This window comes from Amycolatopsis sp. La24 (assembly GCF_029087445.1).
GTDB lineage: Bacteria > Actinomycetota > Actinomycetes > Mycobacteriales > Pseudonocardiaceae > Amycolatopsis > Amycolatopsis nivea.
In genome coordinates, this window is record NZ_JARACH010000072.1 from 1 (window position 1) to 25,123 (window position 25,123).

The 25,123-nt window shown below is 68.7% G+C and carries 20 protein-coding genes; 10 read left to right on the forward strand and 10 right to left on the reverse strand.

Features of this window, described 5'->3' with window-relative positions:
* Positions 1-715: 715 nt before the first annotated feature.
* Complete coding sequence (locus tag PUT80_RS39885; RefSeq protein ID WP_275295226.1) at positions 716-1,615, forward strand: hypothetical protein; 900 nt, start codon at positions 716-718, stop codon at positions 1,613-1,615.
* Here PUT80_RS39885 and PUT80_RS39890 read toward each other — a convergent pair.
* From PUT80_RS39890 to PUT80_RS39905, 4 genes are all read right to left on the reverse strand, one after another.
* On the reverse strand, positions 1,569-2,426 hold the full coding sequence (locus PUT80_RS39890; RefSeq protein WP_275295227.1) for a LysR substrate-binding domain-containing protein: 858 nt from the start codon (positions 2,424-2,426) through the stop codon (positions 1,569-1,571). The genes PUT80_RS39885 and PUT80_RS39890 overlap by 47 nt on opposite strands.
* Before the next feature lie 557 nt (positions 2,427-2,983).
* Entirely contained in the window at positions 2,984-3,736 is a 753-nt protein-coding gene (locus PUT80_RS39895) for an SDR family oxidoreductase (RefSeq protein ID WP_134728164.1), read from the reverse strand.
* A gap of 60 nt (positions 3,737-3,796) precedes the next feature.
* The gene (locus PUT80_RS39900) at positions 3,797-4,081 is read right to left on the reverse strand and encodes a hypothetical protein (protein WP_037817040.1); all 285 of its coding nucleotides are present in this window, start codon (positions 4,079-4,081) and stop codon (positions 3,797-3,799) included.
* Between the two features lie 201 nt (positions 4,082-4,282).
* On the reverse strand, positions 4,283-5,524 hold the full coding sequence (locus tag PUT80_RS39905; RefSeq protein ID WP_275295228.1) for a helix-turn-helix domain-containing protein: 1,242 nt from the start codon (positions 5,522-5,524) through the stop codon (positions 4,283-4,285).
* A 188-nt stretch (positions 5,525-5,712) separates the two neighbouring features.
* Here PUT80_RS39905 and PUT80_RS39910 point away from each other — a divergent pair, with 188 nt between their 5' ends.
* The 3 genes from PUT80_RS39910 (at position 5,713) to PUT80_RS39920 (ending at position 10,426) form a co-directional block, all read left to right on the forward strand.
* Positions 5,713-7,155, forward strand: a complete 1,443-nt coding sequence (locus PUT80_RS39910; RefSeq protein ID WP_037817039.1) for an AMP-binding protein — start codon at positions 5,713-5,715, stop codon at positions 7,153-7,155.
* Positions 7,156-7,229: 74 nt separating this feature from the next.
* Entirely contained in the window at positions 7,230-9,014 is a 1,785-nt protein-coding gene (locus PUT80_RS39915; RefSeq protein WP_275295229.1) for a DUF3556 domain-containing protein, read from the forward strand.
* Positions 9,011-10,426 (forward strand): NAD(P)/FAD-dependent oxidoreductase, encoded by a 1,416-nt coding sequence (locus PUT80_RS39920; protein WP_275295230.1) that lies wholly within the window; start codon positions 9,011-9,013, stop codon positions 10,424-10,426. Before PUT80_RS39915 ends, PUT80_RS39920 begins: the two co-directional genes overlap by 4 nt.
* A 4-nt stretch (positions 10,427-10,430) precedes the next feature.
* Here PUT80_RS39920 and PUT80_RS39925 read toward each other — a convergent pair whose 3' ends face one another.
* On the reverse strand, positions 10,431-11,981 hold the full coding sequence (locus PUT80_RS39925; RefSeq protein ID WP_275295231.1) for an FAD-binding oxidoreductase: 1,551 nt from the start codon (positions 11,979-11,981) through the stop codon (positions 10,431-10,433).
* A 68-nt stretch (positions 11,982-12,049) separates the two neighbouring features.
* Between PUT80_RS39925 and PUT80_RS39930 the strand changes: the two genes are divergently transcribed.
* Positions 12,050-13,120, forward strand: a complete 1,071-nt coding sequence (locus PUT80_RS39930; RefSeq protein WP_275295232.1) for a DUF6670 family protein — start codon at positions 12,050-12,052, stop codon at positions 13,118-13,120.
* On the opposite strand, the gene PUT80_RS39935 is transcribed toward PUT80_RS39930, so the two are convergent.
* Positions 13,101-13,694, reverse strand: coding sequence for a TetR/AcrR family transcriptional regulator (locus PUT80_RS39935; protein WP_275295233.1), 594 nt, complete (start codon positions 13,692-13,694; stop codon positions 13,101-13,103). The genes PUT80_RS39930 and PUT80_RS39935 overlap by 20 nt on opposite strands.
* A gap of 630 nt (positions 13,695-14,324) precedes the next feature.
* Here PUT80_RS39935 and PUT80_RS39940 point away from each other — a divergent pair.
* Complete coding sequence (locus tag PUT80_RS39940; protein WP_275295234.1) at positions 14,325-15,755, forward strand: APC family permease; 1,431 nt, start codon at positions 14,325-14,327, stop codon at positions 15,753-15,755.
* 13 nt (positions 15,756-15,768) lie between these two features.
* On the opposite strand, the gene PUT80_RS39945 is transcribed toward PUT80_RS39940, so the two are convergent.
* A complete protein-coding gene (locus PUT80_RS39945; protein WP_275295235.1) occupies positions 15,769-15,999 on the reverse strand; it encodes a hypothetical protein in 231 nt (76 codons plus the stop codon).
* Positions 16,000-16,170: 171 nt separating this feature from the next.
* Here PUT80_RS39945 and PUT80_RS39950 point away from each other — a divergent pair, with 171 nt between their 5' ends.
* The 3 genes from PUT80_RS39950 to PUT80_RS39960 all read left to right on the forward strand — a co-directional run bounded on the left by PUT80_RS39950 (position 16,171) and on the right by PUT80_RS39960 (position 19,665).
* Positions 16,171-17,349, forward strand: coding sequence for a histidine kinase (locus PUT80_RS39950; RefSeq protein WP_275295236.1), 1,179 nt, complete (start codon positions 16,171-16,173; stop codon positions 17,347-17,349).
* Positions 17,350-18,015, forward strand: a complete 666-nt coding sequence (locus PUT80_RS39955) for a response regulator transcription factor (RefSeq protein ID WP_037817028.1) — start codon at positions 17,350-17,352, stop codon at positions 18,013-18,015.
* 183 nt (positions 18,016-18,198) lie between these two features.
* Positions 18,199-19,665 (forward strand): catalase, encoded by a 1,467-nt coding sequence (locus PUT80_RS39960; RefSeq protein ID WP_275295237.1) that lies wholly within the window; start codon positions 18,199-18,201, stop codon positions 19,663-19,665.
* Between the two features lie 193 nt (positions 19,666-19,858).
* Here PUT80_RS39960 and PUT80_RS39965 read toward each other — a convergent pair whose 3' ends face one another.
* Both PUT80_RS39965 and PUT80_RS39970 read right to left on the reverse strand, forming a co-directional pair.
* Positions 19,859-21,214 carry an aspartate aminotransferase family protein gene (locus tag PUT80_RS39965; protein ID WP_037817024.1) on the reverse strand — a complete coding sequence of 452 codons (1,356 nt, stop codon included), beginning with the start codon at positions 21,212-21,214 and terminating at the stop codon, positions 19,859-19,861.
* A 12-nt stretch (positions 21,215-21,226) separates the two neighbouring features.
* Positions 21,227-22,729, reverse strand: a complete 1,503-nt coding sequence (locus PUT80_RS39970; protein ID WP_238604405.1) for a CoA-acylating methylmalonate-semialdehyde dehydrogenase — start codon at positions 22,727-22,729, stop codon at positions 21,227-21,229.
* A gap of 122 nt (positions 22,730-22,851) precedes the next feature.
* On the opposite strand from PUT80_RS39970, the gene PUT80_RS39975 reads away from it, so the two are divergent.
* Positions 22,852-24,405 (forward strand): PucR family transcriptional regulator, encoded by a 1,554-nt coding sequence (locus PUT80_RS39975; RefSeq protein ID WP_275295238.1) that lies wholly within the window; start codon positions 22,852-22,854, stop codon positions 24,403-24,405.
* On the opposite strand, the gene PUT80_RS39980 is transcribed toward PUT80_RS39975, so the two are convergent.
* Positions 24,379-25,113, reverse strand: a complete 735-nt coding sequence (locus PUT80_RS39980; protein ID WP_037817016.1) for a GntR family transcriptional regulator — start codon at positions 25,111-25,113, stop codon at positions 24,379-24,381. The genes PUT80_RS39975 and PUT80_RS39980 overlap by 27 nt on opposite strands.
* Positions 25,114-25,123: the final 10 nt, after the last annotated feature.

The following is a 25,123-nucleotide window of genomic DNA, read 5'->3' on the forward strand; positions in this document are numbered from 1 at the left end:
GTTTCTACAACAGTGTGCGGCGGCACTCCGCTATCGGGATGCTCAGCCCCGACAACTTCGAGCAGGCACTCCGAACGGCTGCCTGAACCCCTCGTAAGCCCCTGTCCACCATTCGGGGTGAACCTCATCCCACCCCCGTACCCGATGCCGACCGAATCGTCGCCGCGATCACGCAGGTCCTGGAACGGGCGCGGGCCGCGGGCGCGCAGGTGGTGCACATCCGGAACAACGGCACCGGCGACGATCCCGACGTGCCTGGGACCTCCGGCTGGGAACTAGTGCACGAGGTCCGCCCCGGCGAGCACGTAGTCGACAAACAGACACCCGACTCCTTCGCTGACACACAGTTGGGCTCCCTGCTGCCGGAGTCGACCCCGCTGGTCGTGGTCGGAATGCAGAGCGACTTCTGCGTCCGAGCCACCGCCTTGGCCGCCCTCAACCGAGGTCATGAAGTCACGCTGGTCCAGGATGCCCACGCCAGTAAGACGACGAACTCTCCGCCGCCGAGGAGAGCGCCCGCGTGAACGAGGAACTGTCCACGGCAGGCGTGAAGCTGGTCGGAAGCGAGGAGGTGGTCTTTGCCTGACCCGGGTGCCGTCGAGCCGACGGCGACTGTCACGTCGATCAGCCTCCGAGCGGGCGATCGATTTCATCGCTGAATCGCAGCGAAAACAGGTGTTGGACTGGGAGGTCGACACACGCCAATACTCAGCGCATGACGTCTGTGCCTGACGATCCCGCCGAGAACTCCGGCCGAAACGACGACCGGCACCTCGACGGCGACGTGTCGACGGACCGGTCCGCCGACACCGAAACCGGCCTAACCGGTGGGGGAGACGTGGACGTCCGCGGGATCGCACCGGACGACGCTGCCCTCGGCGCGAGAGACGAGCGTAGGTGCGCACCTGAGGACGCCACCCTCGCGGCGGCGGGCGATTGCGTGGCGGCCAGCATCAATGAGGTGGCGCGCGACGAGTCTGCAGTCGGTGTCGGCCCGGTGACGAGCCCCGAGTCCAGGGCTCACCTCGAGTCGGTGGCTGGTGCCGGGCTCGCGGCCGAGGTTGGGTCGGTGGCTGGCGCCGGGTCTGCAGTCGAGATTGAGTCGGCGGCTAGAGCCGGGCTCAGGGCCGAGATCGAATCGGCGGCTGGCCTCGAGCCTGCGGCCGGTGCCGAATCGGTACCTAGCGGCGGGCTTGCAGCCGACGTCGACTTGGTGGCTAGTGCCGAGCCTGCGTCCGACGGCGACTTGGTGGCCAACGTCGACCCGTCGGCTTGCGGTGAGCCGGTGGCGAGCGACCGCCGGGTGCCCAGCGCCAATCCGATGGTCGGCGTCGAGGCGGCGGTTAGCGCCGGGTCTGCGACTGACGTCGGCTCGGCGGCCAGCATCAACCTGGCAGTCGAGGTCGAGCAGGTCGACGGAGCTACTCGGGATGTTGTCCGGTTGCTGCGGCGGTTTGGCGGGAGGGCGTTCGCGTTGGCGTTCGTTGCCGGGATTACCGGGTTGACGACCGTCGCTCTGGTGTTGGGGTTGGTTGGGTTCGCGTTGGTGCTCGCGCCGGTGCGCGGGGTCAGGCGAGGAGGTGGGCCAGCAGCGCCCGTGCCGCCGGGTTGGTGAGGTTTGCCGAGCGGCCGGTCAGGTAGATCGTGCGGGACAGCGTTGGCTGGGTGAGGTGGGCGAACGGCAGCCCGGACCGGGCGGCGACCTGCTCTGGGACCACGGTGACGCCTAGGCCGGCCGCGACCAGGTCGATCAGCAGGGGGACGTTTGTCGCCTCGCAGACCTGATCGCGGCGGACACCGGCCTCGGTGAAGGCTCGGTCGACCAAGACTTGCAGGCCGCTGCCGGTGAAATCTACGAAAGGTTCGCCGTCCAGTTCCGCGAGCCGGACTCGGCGGCGCGGCGACAGGCGGTGTCCGGGGTGGGTGAGCAGGACCAGGTTCTGCTGCCAGCTGGCGAATTCGGCCAGCTCCTCCGGCAGTGGACCGCCCACATAGGACAGATCCAGTTCGCCGTCGGACACCGCGGCGGTCAGCCCGGGGATGGTGCCTTCCCGGACGCGCAGCCGGATTCCCGGGTAGCGGGCGCGGAATTCGCCCAGCTTCGCGGGCAGGTCGATGACGGTCAGGGTCTGAATGGTCCCGATCGACACCCGGCCGCGCGCAAGGCCGGTCACGGCGGCTACCTCGCCTCGGGCGGAGTCGACGTCCGCGGCGATCTGGCGCGCCAGCGGCAGCAGCGCCTCGCCCGCGGGGGTGAGGGTGACCCGGCGCGTGGTGCGGTCGAACAATTCCGCGCCGAGGTCGGCTTCGAGCTTCCGGATGGACGCGCTGAGCGCGGACTGCACGACGTGCACGTCTTGGGCGGCGCGGGTGAAGTTGCCGTGCCGGACTACCGCCAGGAAGTGTTCGACCTGCCTCAGTTCCACCGGCTTCGCCTCCGTCTCGCCACCCCGGGGGTGGTCCGGTGAACGTACCGCGCGGGCCGGTCGGTGACGGTCGGTTGAGGCAGAGGCGGGGATCACGGCAGCGGATGTCGATGGCGGACAGGGGTGGTGTGAAGGGCTCGGCTGGAGGAACTGGCGCGAGGCGGAGGAAGGGCGGGAGGCGTTGCGGGAGGCGGAGGAGGTGACGCGAGGCGGAGGGGCGGTGGGACGAGTTGGCGTGAGGCCGGACCGGGGGGCGATCAGCCACTGGGATCGGCGCGAGGCGGAACGGCCGGAAGGCACCTGAGCACCGGTTGGGCGAGGAGCAAACGGTGGCTAATGGCGGATGAGGGAAGCCCACGCCGAATGAGGATCGGCGACGGTCGGTGGGCTGGGAGGCCCGAGCGCCGGAGGGGCAAGCGGTGGCCAATGGCGGATGAGGGAAGCCCAAGCCGAAACAGGAGTCGGTGCGAGACAGCAGCTAGGCGGCGGCACGAGGGCACCTTCACAGCGCTGGGACTCCCGCCGACTCCGCAGGAGCCCCAGCGTCCAAAAACCGCCTACTGGGCCGTGTAACCCCCGTCGGCCAGGATTTCCACTCCGGTTACATACGAGGATTCCGCCGAGGCCAGGAATAGGATCACGTCAGCGACCTCCTGTACCTCCCCAGTCCGTCCCATCGGCACGCCCTCGACCTGCTTCGCTCGCCACACCGGGTCGGTCGAGCCGCGGGACGTTCGCATTGGGGGCAGCAGACCGGGGGCTACCGCGTTGACTCGGATGCCCTCGGCCGCATAGTGGACGGCTGCGGTGGTGGTCATCGACTTGATCGCGCCTTTCGAGGCGGCGTATCCCAGATGCACGCCGACTTGTCCGATGGACGCCGAGATCGAGGTCAGGTTCACGATTGAACCTCCGCCTCGGCCGGACATCGCCGCGGCGCCGTGTTTGATGCCCAGGAACACTCCGCGGGCGTTGACTTGCAGCAGGCGGTCGTAGAACGCCGTGCTGGTCAGGTCGGGGTCGAAGGTGCCGCTGATGCCGGCGTTGTTGACCAGCACGTCGAGGCGTCCGTGCTGGGCCAGGACGGCGGCGATGGCGGTGGTCCAGGAAGTTTCGTCGGTGACGTCCAGGCGGCGGTATTCGGCCTGGCCGCCGTTGGCGCGGATCTCTTCGGCCACGGCGGTGCCGTCAGCGTCTTCGACGTCGGTGACGACGACCGTCGCGCCTTCGCGGGCGAAGGTCAGGGCTGCTGCCTTGCCCATGCCGCTCGAAGCGCCGGTGATCAGGGCGATCTTGTCCGCCAATCGCATGTGGGGTGCCTTTCGCTGGTGGGGACCCCAGTCTGCCGCCGGGTCGCGGGGCGGGCGGGATCAGGCCAGTTCGGCGGAGACGACCGACGAGAGGGCCCGCAGCGCGTCCAGCAGGGCGTCGAGTGCGTCGGGGCTGACCAGGACCGTGCTGACCATGCTGCTTTCCCGGACTCCCTCGCGGACGTCGACGGACAGCTCGTGGATCAGCTTCCCGTGCTGGGTCAGCGTCGCGACCAAGGCGGGGATCTGGTCGATGCCGCCGACGAAGTACGTCGCGATCCGGCGGCGGACCAACATCGCCGGGGCCGAGGTGTACGGGGCGGAGGAAAAGGTGCTCAAGGACATGGCGTACTCCGGGAGGAAGTTCTGGCGAGGGAAAGAAGGGCCAGGTCCCGAAGCAAAAACCGCATACCGGCATCGCGCGCAGGCAGCCTGGTTCAGCCGGCGCGCCGGGTTACGAGTCGCTCGGACGTCATGAGGCGCAGCACGGCGACAGGCTAACACGGCGCCGCGCGAAGGCAAAAGAATCCACAATGGACTGACGGCTCAGCCGGGCTCGTTCCACGGCAGCCGCTTGCGCAGCGAAGTGGCCGCACGCAGGGCGACTTCCACTTCCAGCCGATGCTCGGCGAGCGGTCGTCCGCACAGTTCCTCGGCCTTGCGGACGCGATAGTGAACGGTGTTCTTGTGCAGGTGCAGCCGGGCGGCGGCGTGCGTGTAGCTGCCGTCGGTGTCGAGGAAGACTCGCAGCGTCTCGCGCAGTTGCTCGGTGCCGGGATCGTCGGCGACGAGGTCTCCCAGGACGCGCGCGATCCAGCGGTAGACGTCGTCGGACTGTTCGGTGAGCAGGGCGGCGATCGCGACGTCGTCGAACAGCACCACGTTCTGGCTCTGGTCCTCGTCGGTCTCCGCGACCGCCCGTGCCCGGACCGCCTCGCGCAGGGAGCCGCGGAATCCGGCCAGTCCGTAGCCGGGCGCGCCCAGGGCCAGTCGCAGGCCGCCGCCGATGGTTGTCACGCCGGAGCGGAGGCGTTCGACCTCGACGTCGTCACGCTCCGTGCTGACCGTCCAGCTCCACAGTGTGCGGTCGTCGGCCAGCATGGTCAGGGCTGGACCTCGTCCGCATACCTCCTGGAGCAATCGCGCCGCAGCCTGCAGTTCGCCCGCGCCCTCGGCGGGCAGCCACGCGACGGCCGCGCAGTGCCACTGCCGCATCGGGAAGGCGAGCAGCTGCTGTGCGGCGTCTTCGGTCAGCGTGTCCGAATCGAGCACCAGGCGGATCTGCGCCGCCCGCGCGGCTCCGGTGCGGCTGCTCCAGCGCCGGCGTTCGGTTTCGAAGATGTCGATCAGGCCCTCGATGACCTGGTCGATGTAGCGGTTGGTGCGCCGCGACAGTTCGGCGAGGACCGCGAGCGCCAGCTGGGTGTCGATGTTCGGCTGCCGTTCCAGCGCCTCGATCGCCCATTGCTCGAACCGGTGCTCGCCGAGCCGGTACGCGCGCAGCAGCGCCTCCAGCGACAGCTCGTGCTGGGCGAACCGGCGCGCGTACTCGGCCGCGGCGGGCGGGACGGTGATCCGGTCGAGCGGGATGGAATGCGACAGCATGTCGAGGATCGCGACCAGATTCGCCGACGTGCTGGCGATCATGAGCTTGCGGACCGTCTCGTCGTGCCGGAATTCCGGGATCATCTCGACGAACCAGTCGGTGAGTTCGGTGGTGCGGGCGGCGAGGTCGGCGTCGATGGCGTGCGCGATCTCGGCCACGACGGCGTCGACGGCGTCGGACATGGCGGTCAGGGTAACCACCGGACCGCCTCAGCGACAGGCGAGCGGCGTCGTTCACCCCCTCGGTGCAGGCGGTTGTGACCCCGGCACAACGACCGGCGGACCCTTCGGTTCTGCGGCCTATGGCCTGGGTCACGGCCCGTCCTTACCGTCATTTCCCACCTGAGCCGCACTGGGAAAGGACTTCGACGATGCACCTCGCGGCGCTGCCTGAGGAACGGGCCCGGCGAAACCCGAACCGGCCGTGTCTCGCTGACGAACACGGCGAACTCGGCAACGCCGGTTTCGCGGTGCGGGTGCGCAGCGCGGCGGCCGCGTTGCGGGCCCGCGGGGTCGGCGCTGGCGACGTCGTCGCGGTGCTGCTGCCGAATCGCGTCGAGTTCGCGGTGGTGTTGTTCGCTGCCTGGCGGCTCGGTGCCGCGGTCACGCCGGTGAACCCGGAGCTGACCGACGGCGAAGCCTCGTTCCAGATCGCCGACGCGCGGGCGAAAGTCGTGGTGGGACACGGTGATTCGGACCTGGTGACGATGCGGGTCGAGGAACTGGCGACCGCCGCTCCCGACGACGGTCCGGTGGCCGACGACGACCACGCGGTCGCGCTGCTCATCTACACCAGCGGCACCACGGGACAGCCGAAAGGCGTGGTGCTCGACCACCGCAACGTGCGAGTGATGACCGAAATGATCGTCGACGCGCTCGAACTCGGCCCAGCAGACCACAGTTTGCTGATTCTGCCGCTGTTCCATGTCAACGGAATCGTGGTCAGCGTGCTCGCGCCGCTGCTCGCTGGTGGCCGCTCGACGATCACTGCGAGATTCCGCGCCGACGACTTCTTCGACACAATCGAACGCGTCCGTCCGACGTATTTCTCTGCCGTGCCAGCGATTTACGCCCGGTTGGCAGGTCTGCCGGACACCGTGCGGCCGGACACTTCGTCGCTGCGGCTGGCGGTTTGCGGTGCCGCGCCGATGCCCGCCGAGCTGATCCAGCGCGTCGAGGAACGGTTCGACGTGGTGGTCGTCGAGGGCTACGGACTGTCCGAGGGAAGTTGTGCTTCCACGCTGAATCCGCTGGCTGGGCCGCGTAAACCGGGCACCGTCGGGCTTCCGCTGCCCGGGCAGGAAGTCGCGCTGATGGACCCACGAGGACAGCTGGTGACCGATGGTCCCGGCGAGGTCGTGGTCCGCGGTCCGAACGTGATGCGCGGCTACCTCAACCGGCCCGATGCGACCGCCGCCACGATCGTCGACGGCTGGCTGCACACCGGCGACGTCGGGCGGTTCGACGAGGACGGCTACCTCGTCCTCGTCGACCGCATCAAGGACATGATCATCCGGGGCGGGGAGAACCTCTACCCCAAGGAGATCGAGAACGCATTGCACGCACACCCGGCGGTGCTGGAAGCCGCGGTGGTCGGCGCGCCGCATCCGGTGCTCGGCGAACTGCCGGTGGCGACCGTGACGCTGTACCCGTCCAGGACAGCGAGCGAGGCCGAACTGCTTGCACACTGCCGGGAACGGCTGACCAGGGTCAAGGTGCCGGTGCGGATCGACATCGTGCCCGCGCTGCCGCGGAACCCAGTCGGCAAAATCGACAAACCCGCGCTGCGCCGGGTACTCGCCGCGGCCAGCTGATCCGAATCTGAAAGAAAAATCCGTGCCCGCAGTGACGGGCCCGGTCGATGCTGCCCGGAGAAAGGCGGAGAACAATGGGGTTCAAGACAGGGGACTTTCCCCCGGTCGATCCGGAAACCTTCCTGCGGAAGCCACTGTTCGAACGAACCAAGGCACTCGCACTGCACTGGGTCCAGTTCGGATTCGGCTCGCCCAAGATGATTCCGGCCACGTACGTGGTGAAGCTGGTTTTCCTCTACGTGCTGGCCGGGGTCGCGTTGGCGACCGCGACGTCCGGTGTCGGCCCGTTCTGGGACGTCGCCGCGTGGTGGCACGAACCAGTGGTTTACCAAAAGCTCGTGCTGTGGACGGTATTCCTGGAAACGGTCGGCGTCGCCGGCTCCTGGGGTCCGATCGCGGGCAAGTTCAAGCCGATGACCGGCGGGATCCTGTTCTGGGCGCGGCCCGGAACGATCCGGTTGCGGCCGTGGAAGCGTGTGCCGTTCACCGCGGGCGACCGGCGGAACGGCTTCGATGTGCTGCTGTACCTGGCTTTCCTCGCCACACTGCTGACCGCGGTCGTGCTTCCCGGTGTCCCGGACGCCGCGTTGTCGGCCGCATTGCCCGGCAACACCTCCGGACTCGTGCGTCCGGCATTGCTGATCGCGCCGATCGTGCTGTACGTGCTGAATGGATTGCGGGACAAGACAATTTTCCTCGCCGCTCGCGGTGAACAGTATCTGCCCGCGTTGGTGTTCTTCGCCTTCCTGCCGTTCGTGAACATGATCATCGCCGCGAAACTGCTGATCTGCACTGTCTGGATCGGCGCGGGCGTCTCGAAGTTCGGCAAGCACTTCACGAATGTGGTGCCGCCGATGGTGTCCAACAGTCCGTGTGTTCCGTTCAAGTGGTTGAAGCGCGCGCATTACCGGAATTTCCCGAACGACATCCGTCCGTCGAAGCTCGCGTCGTTCATGGCGCACGTCGGCGGGACGACGGTGGAAATCATCACGCCGCTGGTTTTGCTGTTCTCCACCAATCACTGGGTCACGCTCGCCGGGGTCGCGCTGATGGTGGCGTTCCACCTCTTCATCACGTCCACGTTCCCGCTGGCGGTGCCGCTGGAGTGGAACATTCTCTTCGGCTACCTCGCGATCTTCCTGTTCCTCGGCTTCCCGGCGAGCGCCGGATACGGCGTCGGCGACATGACGCCGGGCTGGCTCGCCGTCGTGATCGCGGCCGCGCTGCTGTTCTTCCCGATCCTGGGCAATCTGCGGCCGGACCTGGTGTCGTTCCTGCCGTCGATGCGGCAGTACGCGGGCAACTGGGCGTCGGCGCTGTGGGCGTTCGCGCCGGGGGCCGAGGCGAAGCTGAACACGCTGCCGCACCGGCCGACGAAGAACCAGGTCGACCAGTTGCAGGCGATGGGTTATCCGGCGGAGATCGCCGAGATCACCATGCAGCAGACCATCGCCTGGCGGTCGATGCACAGCCAGGGCCGCGGCCTGTTCTCGGTGCTGGCGAAGAACCTGCCGGACCTCGAGACGCGGACCGTGCGCGAGGCCGAGTTCGGCTGCAACTCGATCATCGGGTTCAACTTCGGCGACGGGCACCTGCACGACCTCAGCTTCGTCAACGCGGTGCAGAAGCGGGTCGGCTTCGCGCCCGGCGAGTGGATCGTGGTGTGGGTCGAGTCGCAGGCCATCCACTCGAAGGTGCAGCATTACCAGGTGATTGACGCGGCGCTGGGCGTGATCGAACGCGGCCACTGGACGGTGGCCGACGCGGTCAACGAACAGCCGTGGCTGCCGAACGGCCCGATTCCGCTCACCGTCACCTGGACCGCGAGCCCGGCGACGACGAGCAGCGTGCCGGCATGACTACGGCAGTGGTGGTCGGCAGCGGACCCAACGGGCTCGCCGCGGCGGCGGTGCTGGCTCGCGCCGGGGTCGACGTGACGGTGCTGGAGGCCGCCGACGAGATTGGCGGCGGCACCCGCACCTACGAGGCGATCGTCCCCGGCCTGCGCCACGACCACTGCTCCGCGACGCATCCGATGGCGGTCGGCTCGCCGGTGCTGACCGACCTCGGGCTCGACCGGTACGGCCTGCGCTGGCGGCTGCCGGAAATCGACTGCGTGCATCCGCTCGACGACGGCACCGCCGGTGTCCTGCGACGCTCGGTCTCCGGCACCGCCGCCGGGCTCGGCGCGGACGAACGTCGCTGGTCAGCGCTGTTCTCCTCGCCCGCGCAGAACTACGACGCGCTGAGCGAGGACATTCTCGGCCCGCTGTTGCGAGTGCCGAAACATCCGTTGCTGCTGTGCCGGTTCGGTCTGCCGACGGTCGCGCCGGCGACCGTGCTGGCCCGGTACTTTCGCACTCCGCAGGCTCGTGCGCTGTGGCTCGGGGTGGCGGCGCACGCGTTCCGGCCGCTTGACCGTCCGCTGTCGTCGGCGATCGGGCTCGGCATCCTCACCGCTGGTCACCGGCACGGCTGGGCGGTCGCCGAGGGCGGGTCGCGGGCGATCAGCGACGCCTTGGCCGCATTGATCGCCGACTTCGGCGGGAAGATCGAGACTGGCGTGCGGGTGGAGTCGGTTTCGCAGCTGCCGCGGGCGGACGTGGTGGTGTGGGACGTCGGCCCGAGCACTCTCGCGCACGTGCTCGGTGACCGGTTGCCGCCGCGGATTCGACGGGCGTACGAGAAGTTTCGCTACGGTCCCGGCGCGTTCAAAGTGGACTTCGCGGTGCAGGGCGGGATTCCGTGGCGTTCGCCGGAAGCGCGGGCGGCCGGGACTGTCCACTTGGGAGGTTCAGCGGCGGAGGTTGTTGCTGGCGAACGGGACGTACACAATGGACGGATGCCGGAGCGACCGTTCGTGTTGCTGGGACAGCAGTATCTGGCTGATCCGACGCGTTCGGTCGGGGATGTGCATCCGGTGTGGGCGTACGCGCATGTGCCGCATGGATACACCGGTGACGCTACTGAGGCGATCACTGCGCAGATCGAACGGTTCGCGCCGGGTTTCCGGGAGCGGGTCATTGGTTCGGTGACGACGTCGTCGGCGGAATTCGCTGCGGAGAACCCGAATTTCGTCGGCGGCAACATCCTCACCGGCGCGAAAGACCTGCGGCAGCTGGTTTTCGGCCCGCGGACGACGTTGCAGCCGTATGACGTGGGTGTTCCCGGGCATTTCGTTTGTTCCGCGGCCACGCCGCCGGGGCCGGGTGCGCACGGGATGTGCGGCAGCCACGCGGCGGCGCGGGCGTTGCGGTATCTGCGGCGGTGACGGGTCAGCGGAGAAGGACGCCCGGGTTCAGGATCCCGGCTGGGTCCAGGGCGTCCTTCGCCGCGGAGAGGGCTGCGGCGAACGGGTCCGGGCGCTGCCGGTCGTACCACGGGCGGTGGTCGCGGCCGACCGAATGGTGGTGGGTAATCGTGCCGCCGTTGGCCAGGATCGCTTCGGACACCGCGGTTTTCAGCTCGTCCCACTGTGCGACGGTGCTGCCCCAGCGGCCGGTCGCGTAGATGCCGTAGTACGGCGCGGGGCCGTCCGGGTACACGTGGGTGAACCGGCAGGTCACCACGCCCGCGCCGCAGATCTCGGCGATCGCCGCGTTCGCGGCCGTCGTGACCGCTTCGTGCAGGGAGTCGAACGCGTCCCAGGTGCAGGCGGTCTCGAAGGTCTCCACCACCATCGACCGGCGGGCGAGGGCGTCGCGCTGGTACGGCATGCGCAGGAACGCCGAACGCCACGTCGAACCCGACTCGCCGCGGCGGGCGGTGACGGTGCCGCCGTGGTCGGCGGTGAGTTCGAGGGCACGGTCCAGCCAGGCGTCCACCGGATGGTCGGCGGACTCGAACGCGAGCAGAAGCAAACCGTCCGTCTGGACGCCGGTGTTGAGGAACGCTTCGGCGGCGTCGAGGAGACGGCAGTTCGCCGGGTACAGGCCGGACTGGGCGATCGCCCGGGTCGCTTGCACCGCGTCGGAGTACCGGCCGAAGCTGACTGACGCTTTCGCTTGCCAGCGAGGGCGTTCTTGCAGCCGCATCCAGGCTTCGGTGATCACGCCGAGGGTGCCTTCCGAGCCGAGGAACAACCGATCCGGCGACGGTCCGGCCCCCGATCCGGGCAGCCGCCGCGACTCGCTGACCCCGGCCGGGGTCACGACGCGCAGCGACTCGGCGAGGTCGTCGATGTGCGTGGCCAGCGTGGCGAAGTGGCCGCCGGCGCGGGTCGCGAGCCAGCCGCCGAGCGTGGAGTGCGTGAACGACTGGGGGTAGTGCCGCAGCGTCAGCCCGTGCGGGCGGAGCTGGTCCTCGAGCGCCGGTCCGTACACCCCGGCCTGGATCCGCGCGGCGCGGCTCGTCCGGTCGATCTCCACGACTTGGTCTAGGCGGCCGAGGTCCAGCGACACCGCGGGCGCGGGGAACCGCGGTTCGATGCCGCCGACGACGGAACTGCCGCCGCCGTACGGGATTAGCGGCGTGCCGTCGGTGGAGCACCAGTCCAAGAGATCGAGTACGTCCTGCTCGGATTCCGGACGCGCGACGACGTCCGGCACCGCTTCGACCCGCCCTTCCAGGTTCCGGACGACGTCGCGGAACGCCTTGCCGCGCGCGTGCGACAGCCGGTCGGTCTGGTCGGTCGAGCACAACCGGGCCAGTGCGGTGGGCGGGCGGAGCCAGGACGGCGGCACCGGCAGGTCGTCCGGCGGGGGCGGGGCGTGGTCGGTGAAGTCGTGGGCGGGCAGGAAGGCGGCCGTGCGCGCGACCAGCGCCTCCGCTTCTTCGGCGGTCAGTGCTTCCTCGACGTCGCCCCAACCCCACCAGGACCGTGTCATCCGTCTGCTCCCTTCCGAATTGACCCTTGAGTAACTTACTCTAGGGTAATAGGCATTGAGGAGGAAAGATGAGCGTGCTGACCGCTGCCGCGCCGTTCGTGGTGAACAAGGTGCTTCCTCGCTTCGACCAGCGGATCGAGGAGTCCGCGAAGCCGTTCGACCGGCCCGGTCTGCTGCGGCCGCATCCGGGCTCGCGGACCTGGGCGTGGACGCATTACGGCATTTTCGTGCCGGAGCTGCCGCGGCCGCACCGCTACCTCAACACCATGACTCTGATCGGCAGCACCGGCGCGGTTTGTTTCGACAACGACTACCTCGCGACCTCCGACGCCCGTCGCACCACGACCGTTCTCTCGTCCACCGCCGCGCCTGGGCATCACCACTACCGGGCTTACGACTCGCGCACCGAATGCCGGTTCGCCGAGGACGGTTCGCGGCTGGAGTGGGATTCGGAGCTGGCTATCGAAGCGGCGCATCCGTCGTATCAGGTGCACGCGCGGTACGACGGGTTCTCGGCGGACCTGGAGATCACCGCGACGCCGCAGGTCTCGTGGTTCGTGCGCAATCCGGCTTACGACCACTTGAGTCTGCTCGCCACCTTCACCGGGATGATCACTGACGACACCGGTGAGACGGAAATCGGCGGTCTCTGCACTGTGGAGTACGCACGATCTCTTTCACCGCAAGCACTTCGGCGTTCGCCGTTGCCGCAGCGGTTCAAGCTGCCGATTGACTTCTTCACCTATCAGATCATCAATCTCGATGACCGGACGCAGCTTCTGCTCACCGATGTCCGCGCGGCCGGGGCGACGGCTTGCCGGCTGGCGCATCTGCGCACGCTTGACGGTGGCGCGGCGGTGTTTCGGGATGTGCGGGTCGAGGTGGAGCATCGGGCTGAGCCGGAGGTTGATCCGCGGGGGCGGGAGATGCAGGTTCCGGAGCGGTTCCGGTGGACGGTGCGGGACGGCGCGGAGGAGGTCGTGGCGGTGGAGGCGGTGGTGGACAGTCCGCTGCGGTACGGCCATGGGCGCGGTTATGTCGGTGCGTACACGTATTCCGGTGCGTTTCGGGGGCGGCCGGTTTCGGGGAGCGGGTACTTCGAGTGGGTGGATTGCGAGGTCAGCCGCGCAGGGAGGTGAGGATGCGGGCGCAGCGCTGAGTGGTGGTTTCGGCGGGTTCCTCGGGGTGCTCGAGCCACCAGTTGACGGTGGCGGCGACCGCGCCGTACCAGATGCGGGCGAACAGCGAGGCGTCGGCGGGGTCAGCGAAACCGGCTGAGGCCAAGGCTTCCTGGGTGCCTTCCGCGCCGAGCGTGGAGAGTTTGCGGCGGTAAGAGCGGGCTGCTTCGTCCACTGCGGAGCCTGGGGGCAGCGTCGGGTCCCAGAGGACGGCCCAGTCCAGGCGGCGGGGTTCCAGGGTGCGGAAGATCGCTTCCAAGGTGCCTAGGGCGCGGGTGAGGCCGGTGCCGGTTTGGGCTTCGGTGACGGCGTCGACCAGCGGGGCTGCGCCTCGGTGGAGGCAGGCCAGGTAGAGGCCGTCTTTGGATTCGAAGTAGCCGTATACCAGGGGTTTGGAGATTTCCGCTCGGCGTGCGATGGCGGCTACTGAGGCGTGGGCGTAGCCCTGGGTGCCGAACTCGTGGACGGCGGCGTCGAGGATCAGCCGCTCCCGTTCGGGGCGCGGCATTCCTTTGCTGCCTGCTGGGGTTGGCACGTTGTTGAGCATAGCTGATGGAGGCTTGGTCTATTGTGGACGGTTGGTTCGCCGGGGGGTCGGCTCGTCGCCTGGCGGCGACATTGCGCTCGTTAGGGGGGCCGCCACCCCGAAGTTTTATTGTGCTGACGGTCGGTGGGTGCTTGTCAAGGCGGGAAAGATGCCTTGACAAGCACCCACCGACCGCAGTTGGGCTTCGGATCGGGGTTGGGGGCGGTGTGGGTGCCTCGACGTTGGGTGCATCGGTGCGGTTTCGTTGGTGGCGGGGCTTGCGCCCCAATGTGGCATTGGGTGCATGTGACGCACCCAATGTGGCGTTCGGTGCGTTGAGCGCACCCAATGCCGCATTGGGGCGCATCCCGGTGGGTGCGGGGCGGGCGAGTGGGTCGTGAAGGGGTCCTTGAGGGAATCTGGGTCCGTGAAGGGGTCCCTCACGTACCGGCCGCTGGTCGTGAGGGGGGCCCTGAGGGAATCAGCGGCTGTGAGGGTGGCCCCACGAACCTCCCCGGAGTGGGGGGTGCGCGGATTGGCAAGACCTCTGCCTGCGATGACAAGGCCCTCAGCCTCTAGCAAGCGACACTGGGTCGCTGCGGGGCAAATGGGCGCCTTGTAGCGGATCGGGAGGCCTGGATGGCACAGCAGTCGACACCGGAGGCTGTCGGAGGGCAGCTGCGCGCTAATGCGCTCGGCACTGGCGGGATTGCGTTTCTCGTGCTCGCTGCGGTCGCGCCGTTGACCGGGATGGTGGTGATCGCGGGGCTCGGGATCGCGCTCGGCAATGGCGGCGGGATGCCTGCATCATTCCTGATCGCGGGGATTGTGTTGCTGTTGTTCGGTGTTGGCTACGCGCGGATGAGCCGGTACGTGTCCAACGCTGGTGGGTTCTACGCGTATCTTACTGCGGCCTTAGGGCGTCCGGCGGGGTTGTCCGGGGCGTTTGTGGCGTTGGCTGGATACGACTGTTTCGTCGCGGGGGCGGTGGGGACCTCTGGTGCGTTGACGGGCGGGGTCGTCAACCGGGTCTTTCATTTGGACTTGCCGTGGGAGTTTTGGGCTGCGTTGTCCGTCGTCGCGGTGTTTTTGCTGAGTCGTCGTGGGGTGGACGTTTCGGCGAAGGTGCTTGCGGTGTCGCTGATTCTTGAGGTCAGCATTCTGGTTGTCTTCGACGTTGCGGTGCTCGTGAAGTCTGGGTATTCGCTCAGTGCGTTGTCGCCTGCGGTCGTCACGTCTGGGTCTATCGGGCTTGGGTTGTTGTTTGCTGCCACGTGTTTCATCGGGTTCGAGGCGACTGCGTTGTTCAGCGAGGAAGCGCGCGACCCGAACAAGTCAGTGCCGCGTGCTACTTATATCGCGGTGATCGCTATTGGGGTTTTCGCTGCGATTACCTCGCTTGCGCTGGTCAGCGCGATCGGCGTGGGGAACGCGAAAGCCGTGGCGCAGGATCATCTCGCGGCGGGGGACCTGCTCTTGGCTACCTCGCAGGATGTGCTCGGGACCGTGCTTACCGATGTCATGCAGTTGTTGCTTGTGGTGAGTCTGTTCGCCGCGTTGCTGGCGTTGCACAACTCCGCTAGTCGGTACATTTACGCGCTTGCCCGGGACGGCGTGTTGCCGAAGGTGTTGGGGCGTACGGTTTCTGGTACGCCGCGTAACGCCAGTGCGGCGCAGATCGGGTTCGCGACGGTTGTAGCGGCGATCTTCGCGGTGCTGGGGCTTGATCCGGTCGCGTTCTTGACGTCGTCGATGACTGGGTTCGGGACGTTGGCGATCCTCGTGTTGCAGGCGATGGCGTCGATCGCGGTGGTGGTGTTCTTCCGGCAACGGCGGGATCCGCATTGGTGGAGCACGTTTGTCGCGCCGGGGCTTGGCGGGGCTGGGCTGATCGGCGTGATCGTGCTGGCGGTGCTGAATTTTCCGACGATGGCCGGGTCCGACGCGGCGTGGATCGGGTTGTTGCCGTGGCTGCTGCCGATCCTGATCGTCGCAGGGCTGGCGATGGCGGAGTATCTGCGACGCAAGCGTCCGGAGACGTATGCGGCGCTCGGGCCGGAGGTGCATTGAGTCCGCAGTGGACTCAGCTTTTCTCCTTGGTGCGGTCGTGCGCCCAGCCGGCGAGGACTACCCCGGCGAGGGTAAGCACTACCAGTGCGGCTAATTGTCCGCCCCAGCCGCCGGGGACCCAATCAAGAACGCCCCACAATTGGCGCGCGTCGTGGTCGAAGAAACTGCGGATCGCGGCCTGTGCGGATACGACGGTGAGCACCATGCCGACGATCTGCACTGCTGAGTAGCCGCCCTTGCTCATGTGTTCTCCTTGAGTCGTGGTGCTCCCAGTGTGTCGGCGGCGGTTACGGTGCGCATCGGACCTGCGGAGCGAACCGGGGCCGACCAAAGTCGAGGGTTACTACTTTGGTCTAGGGCGCGGGGTGTGCCGAGGGCGGCTGCACGGCGCGGGCGGATCGGCGAAGATGGGCTGGTGATCGTTTCGCAGGTCAAGCTCAAGCCGTGGCAGCAGGGGTGGCGGCTGGCCGTGGCCGCGCTGCTCGGCGTGGTTGCCTGGGTGGCGGTCGCGTCTCATCTGCCCGCGGGGTCCGACGACCCGCGGATCGGGTGGCTGATTTTCGGCGACCCGATCGTCGGGCTCGGCTGTCTGGTCGCGTCGCTGTGGCGGCGGAAGTACCCGCTCTCGATCGCGACCGGGGTGATCATCGTCTCGGCGGTGTCGACGTCCGCCGGGGGAGCCGCGCTGCTGGTGCTCGGGTCGCTCGCCACTCGGCGCCGGCTGTTCGAGACCACCTTCATCGGGCTGGCGTGCGTCGCTACCGCGGCGGTCACCGAAGGGCTCTACCCTCGCGGTTCCGACCCGGATCCGTGGTGGTGGTCCATTTCGTTCATCGTGCTGGTCACCGGCATCGTCGTGGCGGTCGGAGCGGCGATCGGGGCGCGGCGCGAGGAGTTGCAGTCGCTGCGGGAACGCGCGGAGAGCGCCGAACGCGAGCAGGTCGCGCGGGCGGCCGAGGCGCGCATTGTCGAGCGGCACCGGATCGCGCGCGAGATGCACGACGTCCTCGCGCACCGGGTGTCGCTGGTCGCGATGCAGGCCGGCGTGCTGGGGCATCGCGCCGATCTGCCGCCTGACCAGGTGTCGCTGCTGGCCAGGGGGATCGCCGACGGTGCGCATCAGGCGCTGGAGGAGCTGCGGGAGGTGCTCGGGGTCCTGCGGGCCAGTCCGGGCGGGCTTGAGCCGCCGCAGCCCTCGCTCGCGAATCTGCCCGCGCTGGTCGCTGACGCGCGGGCGCTCGGGGTGCAGGTCAGCTATACCCCGGAGACGGTCGGGAATCCGCCGGATCTGCTGGCGCGCACGGTGTACCGGATCGTCCAAGAAGGACTGACCAATGCCGGGAAACACGCGCCTGGCGCCGACGTGTGTGTCACCGTGGAGGGCGGGGAGGGCGAGGGGCTGCGCGTGACGGTGCGGGATTCCGGAGCGACCGAGAACGTGGCGCCGCCGCCGTCCGCCGGGTTCGGGTTGCTGGGGCTTGCCGAGCGGGTCGAGCTCGCCGGTGGCGACCTTGACCATCACGCGGACCCGGACGGCGGGTTCGTGCTGACCGCGTGGCTGCCGTGGCCTGCCCGCGGCGAAGGGAGCGAGTGAGTGGACCGGGTGCGGGTCGTGATCGTCGACGACGATCAGCTGGTGCGGATGTCGTTGCGGCTCATGCTCGACGGCGAGGCCGACCTGGAGGTCGCCGGCGAGGCCGCGGACGGCGACGCCGCGATCGCCGAGGTCCGCCGGCTCCGGCCGGACGTCGTGCTGATGGACGTGCGGATGCCCGGCCGCGACGGGCTGAGCGCGACCGAAGCCATCCTCAGCTGGCCGGACCCACCGCGGATCCTCGTGCTGACCACCTTCGACTCCGACGAGATGGTGCTCGGCGCGCTGCGTGCCGGGGCGCTCGGGTTCGTGCTCAAGGACACCCCGCCGCCGGACATCCTGGCCGCGGTGCGCGCGGTCGCCGACGGGAACCCCGCGCTGTCCCCGGCCGCCACCAGCCGGTTGATCACCGCGGCGATGGGGCCGCAGTCGTCGGGGAGCCGGCGTGCCGCGCGCGAGGCGGCGCGGGCGCGGCTGGCCGCGTTGACCGAACGCGAACGGGACACCGCACGGGCGATCGCGGAAGGGCTGTCGAACGCCGAGGTGGGCGCACGGCTGCACATCAGCGTGGCGACGGTGAAGGCGCACACGAGCAGCCTGTTCGCGAAGCTCGGCGTGGTGAACCGGGTGCAGATCGCGCTCGTCGTGCGCGACAGCGAGGAATAACCGGAAATTCGCAGTGCCGGGCACGTATTCCGAAATGAATGCGCAGGATGCGAAGCTATTCTCGTAATGAGGAATATTCCTCCGGCAATTTACGCTGTTTGTCGCAGTGAATCACCTTCGCGCTTCGGTACCATCTTGGCGGCAAAGTCCTTTTTCGCGGAAGAATGCAACGAAAGAGGAGCGATGACTTTCGCTGACAACACCGACCCGTTGACCACCGCGGCGGGCGCGCCGGTCACCGACAACCAGAACAGCCTCACCGCGGGCGCCCGCGGTCCGGTTCTGCTCCAGGACCTCTGGCTGGTGGAAAAGCTCGCGCACTTCGACCGCGAGGTGATCCCGGAGCGGCGGATGCACGCCAAGGGGTCCGGTGCGTTCGGCAAGTTCACCGTCACCCACGACATCAGCCGCTACACCAGGGCCGCGCTGTTCGGCAAGGTCGGCAACGAGGTCGAGACGTTCGTGCGGTTCTCCACCGTCGCCGGGGAACGCGGCGCCGCCGACGCGGAACGCGACATCCGCGGGTTCGCCGTCCGGTTTTACACCTCGCAAGGAAACTGGGACCTGGTCGGCAACAACACGCCGGTCTTCTTCCACCGCGACCCGCTGAAGTTCCCCGACCTGAACCACGCGGTGAAGCGCGATCCGCGGACGAACCTGCGCAACGCGGAGAACAAGTGGGGCTTCTGGACGAATCTTCCCGAGGCGCTGCACCAGATCACCATCGTGATGAGCGACCGCGGCATCCCGAAGACCTACCGGCACATGCACGGGTTCGGCTCGCACACGTTCAGCCTGATCAACGACGCGGGCGAGCGGCACTGGGTGAAGTTCCACTTGCGCACCCAGCAGGGCATCGAAAACCTGACCGACGCGGCGGCGGACGCGCTCATCGGCGAGGACCGCGAATCGCACCAGCGCGACCTGTACGACGCGATCGAACGCGGCGGCTATCCTAAGTGGACGCTGTATGTGCAGCTCATGCCGGAGGCGGACGCGGCGACCTACCGGTTCCACCCGTTCGACCTCACGAAGGTCTGGAGCAAGAAGGACTATCCGCTCGTCGAGGTCGGCGAGCTGGAGCTGAACCGCAATCCGGAGAACTACTTCGCCGACGTCGAGCAGGCCGCGTTCACCCCGGCCAACCTGGTGCCGGGGATCTCGGTCAGCCCGGACAAGATGTTGCAGGGCAGGCTGTTCTCCTACGGCGACGCCACCCGCTACCGGCTCGGCGTGAACCACCACCAGATCCCGGTCAACTGCCCGCGCGCGGCGGCGCTGGTCAACACCTACCACCGCGACGGCGCGATGCGCGTAGACGGCAACCAGGGCGGAGTGCCGGGCGTGCAGCCGAATTCCTTCGGGCGGTGGGCGGAGCAGCCGCAGTACGCCGAGCCCGCGGGACCGGGCGGCGAGGTCGCGGACCGGTTCGACTATCGCGAGGACGACGACAACTACTACGAGCAGCCTGGAAACCTGTTCCGGCTGCTGGACGAGGGTGCGCGGCAGCGGCTGTTCGAGAACACGGCGCGAGGGATCAAGGGCGCGCGCAGGGAGACGGTGGAGCGGCATATCGACAATTGCGCCAAGGCGGATCCGGCTTACGGCGCTGGGGTGCGGAAGGCGTGCGAGGAGATCGGGGCGTTGTGACCGGTTGGCACGGCTGAGGCGGCGCAGTTGTCAGGCCGTTGCCTGCTCGCGTCGGCCAAGCGCCGGTCGAGGCCGGGTTCATGCGCGGGCATGCTCGCCGCCTCGCGGTGAGGGCTCCTTGTCACCAGGATAAGAGACAGCACGGAAGGAGGCCGGGACCAGACGGTCCCGGCCTCCTCCCTCGCCAGTTGGCTCAGACGAGTTTCTGCGCTTCGAGCAGCGTGTCTCGCAGGATCTGTTCGATCTCGTCGAACTCCGCCTGCCCGGCGATCAGCGGCGGAGCGAACTGGACGACGACGTCGCCCCGGTCGTCCGGGCGGCAGTAGAGGCCGCGGTCGAACAGCGCGCCCGGCAGGAAACCGCGGACGAGGCGTTCCCGTTCGTCGGCGTTGAACGTCTCGCGGGTCGCCTTGTCCTTGACCAGTTCGACGGCCCAGAAGTACCCGTCGCCGCGGACGTCGCCGACGATCGGCAGGTCCAGGAGCTTGTCGAGCGTCGAACGGAACGCGTCCTGGTTGTCCAGTACGCGCTGGTTGAGGCCCTCGCGTTCCATCAGGTCGAGGTTCGCGAGCGCGACCGCGGCCGACACCGGGTGCCCGCCGAAGGTGTACCCGTGCGGGAAGGCGACCTTCGAGGCGAGGAACGGCTCCATCACCCGGTCCGACGCGATCAGCGCGGCGATCGGGCTGTACCCGGAGCTGAGGCCCTTGGCGCAGGTCAGCAGGTCCGGCTGGAGGCCGAACTTCTCGCTGGCGAACGTCGCGCCGTGCCTGCCGAACGCGCAGATCACCTCGTCTGCGACCAGCAGGACGTCGTGCCGGTCGCAGATTTCCCGCACGCGCTCGAAGTACCCGGGCGGCGGCGTGAGGCAGCCGCCGGAGTTCTGCACCGGTTCGAGCACGACCGCGGCGACCGTGTCCGCGCCCTCGAACAGGATCGCTTCCTCGATCCGGTCCGCGGCCCAGCGGCCGAACGCTTCGAGGTCGTCGGCGAACTCCGGATGCCGGTACAGGTTGGTGTTCGGCACGCGGAAACCGCCCGGCGCGAGCGGTTCGAAGTCCTTCTTCATCGCGGGCAGCCCGGTGATCGCGAGCGCGCCGTGCGGGGTGCCGTGGTAGGCCACCGCGCGGCTGATCACCTTGTGCTTGCCGGGTTTTCCGGTCAGCTTGAAGTACTGCTTCGCGACCTTCCACGCGGACTCGACCGCTTCGCCGCCGCCGGTGGTGAAGAAGACGCGGTTGAGGTCGCCCGGCGCGAGGTGCGCGAGCCGTTCGGCCAGTTCCGCCGCGGGTTTCGTGGCATAGCCCCAAATCGGGAAGTACGCCAGCTCGTTCGCCTGCTGCGCGGCGACCTCGACGAGTTCGCGACGGCCGTGTCCGGCCTGCACGACGAAGAGTCCGGCCAGGCCGTCGAGGATCTTGCGGCCGCGGTCGTCCCACACGTGCACGCCCTCGCCGCGGGTGATCACCGGGACCGGCGAGTCCGGGTAATTTCCCATGCGGGAGAAGTGCATCCACAGGTGCCGGGCTGCTGCCGACTGAGTGTCCATTGCAGATCCCTCTCAGACGTTCTGCGGGAAACCGAGGTTGAGCCCGCCCTGCTCCGGGCCGGGCCAGCGGGTGGTGACGACCTTGGCGCGGGTGAAGAAGTGCACGCCCTCGCCGCCGTGCGCGTGGGTGTCGCCGAACAGCGAGTTTTTGCGGCCGCCGAACGAGTGGTAGGCCACTGGGACCGGCACCGGCACGTTCACGCCGACCATGCCCGCCTCGACGTCGGCGGAGAACCGGCGGGCCGCGCCGCCGTCGTTGGTGAAGATCGCCGCGCCGTTGCCGTACGGGCCGGCGTTGATGAGCTCGATCGCGTCGGCGAACGTTTCCACCCGGACGACCGAAAGCACCGGGCCGAAGATTTCGTCGGTGTAGATCGGCATGTCCGGGCGGACGTGGTCGAACACCGTGGGGCCGACGAAGAATCCCTCGCCGTCCGCGTCGAATTCACCTTCGCGGCCGTCCAGGACCAGCGTCGCGCCGGCTTCCGCACCGGCGGCGATGTAGCCGGAGACCCGGTCCTTCGCGGCGGCGGTGACCAGCGGGCCCATGTCGCAGGAGCGGGTGCCGTCGCCGGTCACCAGCGTCTTCGCGCGGTCGGCGATCCGCGGCACCAGCGCGTCGGCGACGTCGCCCACCGCGACCACGACCGAGACCGCCATGCAGCGTTCGCCCGCGGACCCGAAACCGGCGCTGACCGCCTGGTCGGCGACCAGGTCGAGGTCGGCGTCGGGCAGCACCACCATGTGGTTCTTCGCGCCGCCGAGCGCCTGGACGCGCTTGCCGTTCGCGGTGCCGGTCTCGTAGACGTACTGCGCGATCGGCGTCGATCCGACGAACGAAACCGCCTCGATGTCCGGGCTGTGCAGCAGCGCGTCGACGGCGGCTTTGTTGCCGTGCAACACGTTGAACACGCCTTCGGGCAGACCGGCTTCGCGCCACAGTTCGGCGATCCAGTTCGCGGCGGTCGGCACCTTCTCCGACGGCTTCAGCACCACGGTGTTCCCGGCCGCGATCGCGATCGGGAAGAACCACATCGGGACCATGGCGGGGAAGTTGAACGGCGAGATGATCGCGACCGGGCCGAGCGGTTCGCGCAGCGACGTGACGTCGATGTCGGTCGACGCGTTGGCCGTCGCCGCGCCCTTGAGCAGTTGCGGGATCCCGCAGGCGAACTCGACGACCTCCAGGCCGCGCGCGACCTCGCCCGCCGCGTCGGACAGCACCTTGCCGTGCTCGGCGGTGATGATCTCGGCGAGTTCTCCCGACCGCGCGTCGAGCAGTTCGCGGAACCGGAACAGCACCCGGCTGCGCTTGGCCAGCGACGTCTTGCGCCAGGCGGGGAACGCGGCCTTCGCGGCGGCGATCGCGGCCTCGGCGTCCGCGGCCGAGCCGAGCGGCACGCGCGCGGTGACCTTCCCGGTCGCCGGGTTCGTGACGTCCCCGTAGCCGTCCGGCGAGCCTGCTGCCTCGCCGCCGGCGATCCACTGGGACAGCGTCGGCACGGAATCGCTCATCGAGCCACCTTTCTTCCTGGTATTCGCCCTCTGAGGGTCCCTCCCGGACGGGTCTGGGGTAACCGACGGATCGTCACGTTGTTGACCCATGGCTTTACATTTCGTCGGGTTATGCTGCGCGGGTGGACCTGACCCTGCGAGACGTTCTCGAGCTGCCCGTGATGGCCGCCGGGGCGCCGGTCGTGCGCTCGGCCGCGGACGCGGTCGACGTGCCGGTGCGGTCGGTGCACGTGAGCGAGCTGAGCGACGTCGCCGGGACGCTGACCAGCGACGTTCTGGTGCTCTCGATCGGGCGCGCGTTCGCCGAGCCGGGCTTCGACCCGGTGGCGTACGTGCGTTCGCTGCGCGACGCCGGCGCGATCGGGCTGGTCGTGGACCCGTGGGAGCGGCCGAAGGCGCTGCCGAGCGGATTGGTGCAGGCCGCGCGGGCGGCCCGGTTCCCGCTGGTGGAACTGCGGAGCACGATCCGCTTCATCGAGGTGACCGAGATCGTGCACGCGAGGATCGTCAACGCGCACTATGAGAGGTTGCGGCTGGCCGAGCGTGCGCACGAGGCGTTCAGCACGGTCGGTTCGGCGTCGCAGGCGCCGGACGCGGTCCTCGCGCACGCGGCGGACCTGATCGGGCTGCCAGTGGTGCTGGAGGACCGGACGCATCGGGCGCTCGCGTTCGCCGGGGCCGGTTCGGCGGAATCGCTGCTGCGCGACTGGCCAGCCCGGTCGCGCAGGGTGCCGTTTTCCGCGGCGACCGCGGTCGGCGGTCCGGAGGGCTGGATGTGCACGCCGGTGGGGCCGCCGCGCGAACGCTGGGGCCGGCTGGTCGTGCCCGCGCACTCGGCGGAGCAGCCGTCGGCGTGGATGGTGCTCGAACGCGCGGCGGAGGCGCTGACCGTCGGGAAGCTGCTGGAACACTCGCCGCTGTCGGTGGAAATCGAGGCGCAGGGCGATTTGCTGCGGGACCTGCTGCACGGTGCGGACGAGGGTTCGGTCCGCGCGCGGGCCAGGGCGTTGGGGCTGGCCGCGGCGGCGTACTACACGGTGCTGGTGTGCCGTCCGGCTCGGGCCGGGCAGGAGCGGGCGCTGCTGGACGCGGTGCTGACCAGCGACGGGATCGGCGGGGTACTGGCGGAAGGCCGGGTGGCGGCGGTGTTCCCGTGTTCCTCGGTGGCTGCGGAGAAAGCGTTGCTGGAGCGCGTGGTCGCCGGGGTTCCGGCTGGCTTGGCGGCGGCGTTCGGGGCGGCCGGACCGGTGCGCCGACTCGGCGAGCTACCGGCGGCGCTGCAGGAAGCGGTGCACGTCGCGGATGTCGAATCGCCTGGTACGCCTGGACTTCGGCGGGCTGGCGACCTGGGTGTGCGCGGGTTGTTGTGGTGGCTGCGGGAGCATCCGCGGTTGCACGAGTTCACCGAGGCGCAGCTGCGGCCGTTGCTGACGTTGCCGGAACCGCGGGCCAGCCGGGCGTTTGCGACGTTGCGGGCGTTTGTCGAGTCGGGGTATTCGATGACGGAGTTCGCGAAGGCGTTGAATCTGAGTCGTCCGGCGGCGTATTCGCGGTTGGCGACGATTGAGCGGTTGCTGGGTGTGGATCTGTCTGATTCGGATACTCGGCTTTCGTTGCATCTGGCGGTTTTGGCGCATGGGCGCCGGGGTTCAGCTTCCGGCGCCCCAGCGCAGTGAGAGGCGGTCGGCGGCGCGTTCGGTGCTGATGTGCATCATGCTGCCGAGGATGGTCGCGCGGTCGATGACGACGATCGTGCCGTCCGGGGTGCTTGTGGTGCGCTCGCTGACCAGGACCGGGGTGGTGACCGGTTCGTCGAGAAGGCGGGCGAGCTTGTCGTCGAGCGCGTCCGGGCGGATGGTTTCGGCGGCCCGGTCCACCACGACGTCCAGTTCGGACAGTGCGGTGTAGAGCGACACAGCGGTGAAATCGGTGTCCCGCAAGCGTTCCCCGTGCGGGGGAGCGATCCACGACACCTGGTGGATCGCTCTCCGGCCGCCGAACTCGCGTACTCGTTCCAGCCGCAGGCCGGAATCGGTCGCTCGGGCCTGCAGCCGCGCGGCGATGCGAGTGGGCAACCGGCGTACTGCCTGGCTGACGACCTCGGTGCGCACGACGTAACCCTGATCGCGCAAGTCCTCGGTGAAGCTGCGCAAGGAGCCCAGCTGGTACGAGGCCGGCGTCGGCGCCACGAAGGTGCCTCGGCCGGGTTGTTGCACGATCAGGGCTTCGTCGCTGAGTTCGCGCAGCGCCTGCCGCAGCGTCATGAGCGTGACGCCGTAGGACGCGCTGAGCTCCCGCTGCGGCGGCAGGGCCTCGCCGGGCGCGTACTCCCCGGCGCGGATCTTCGCGGCGAGATCCGCGGCGATCGCTCGGTATCGGGCCATGCGCGTCCGT

Bases quoted from the DNA above. Each gene is read 5' to 3' on its own strand.
- PUT80_RS39885 (WP_275295226.1), top strand. From the start codon at position 716: ATGACGTCTGTGCCTGACGATCCCGCCGAGAACTCCGGCCGAAACGAC.
- PUT80_RS39895 (WP_134728164.1), bottom strand. From the start codon at position 3,736: ATGCGATTGGCGGACAAGATCGCCCTGATCACCGGCGCTTCGAGCGGC.
- PUT80_RS39900 (WP_037817040.1), bottom strand. From the start codon at position 4,081: ATGTCCTTGAGCACCTTTTCCTCCGCCCCGTACACCTCGGCCCCGGCG.
- PUT80_RS39905 (WP_275295228.1), bottom strand. From the start codon at position 5,524: ATGTCCGACGCCGTCGACGCCGTCGTGGCCGAGATCGCGCACGCCATC.
- PUT80_RS39910 (WP_037817039.1), top strand. From the start codon at position 5,713: ATGCACCTCGCGGCGCTGCCTGAGGAACGGGCCCGGCGAAACCCGAAC.
- PUT80_RS39915 (WP_275295229.1), top strand. From the start codon at position 7,230: ATGGGGTTCAAGACAGGGGACTTTCCCCCGGTCGATCCGGAAACCTTC.
- PUT80_RS39920 (WP_275295230.1), top strand. From the start codon at position 9,011: ATGACTACGGCAGTGGTGGTCGGCAGCGGACCCAACGGGCTCGCCGCG.
- PUT80_RS39925 (WP_275295231.1), bottom strand. From the start codon at position 11,981: ATGACACGGTCCTGGTGGGGTTGGGGCGACGTCGAGGAAGCACTGACC.
- PUT80_RS39930 (WP_275295232.1), top strand. From the start codon at position 12,050: ATGAGCGTGCTGACCGCTGCCGCGCCGTTCGTGGTGAACAAGGTGCTT.
- PUT80_RS39940 (WP_275295234.1), top strand. From the start codon at position 14,325: ATGGCACAGCAGTCGACACCGGAGGCTGTCGGAGGGCAGCTGCGCGCT.
- PUT80_RS39945 (WP_275295235.1), bottom strand. From the start codon at position 15,999: ATGAGCAAGGGCGGCTACTCAGCAGTGCAGATCGTCGGCATGGTGCTC.
- PUT80_RS39960 (WP_275295237.1), top strand. From the start codon at position 18,199: ATGACTTTCGCTGACAACACCGACCCGTTGACCACCGCGGCGGGCGCG.
- PUT80_RS39965 (WP_037817024.1), bottom strand. From the start codon at position 21,214: ATGGACACTCAGTCGGCAGCAGCCCGGCACCTGTGGATGCACTTCTCC.
- PUT80_RS39970 (WP_238604405.1), bottom strand. From the start codon at position 22,729: ATGAGCGATTCCGTGCCGACGCTGTCCCAGTGGATCGCCGGCGGCGAG.
- PUT80_RS39980 (WP_037817016.1), bottom strand. From the start codon at position 25,113: ATGGCCCGATACCGAGCGATCGCCGCGGATCTCGCCGCGAAGATCCGC.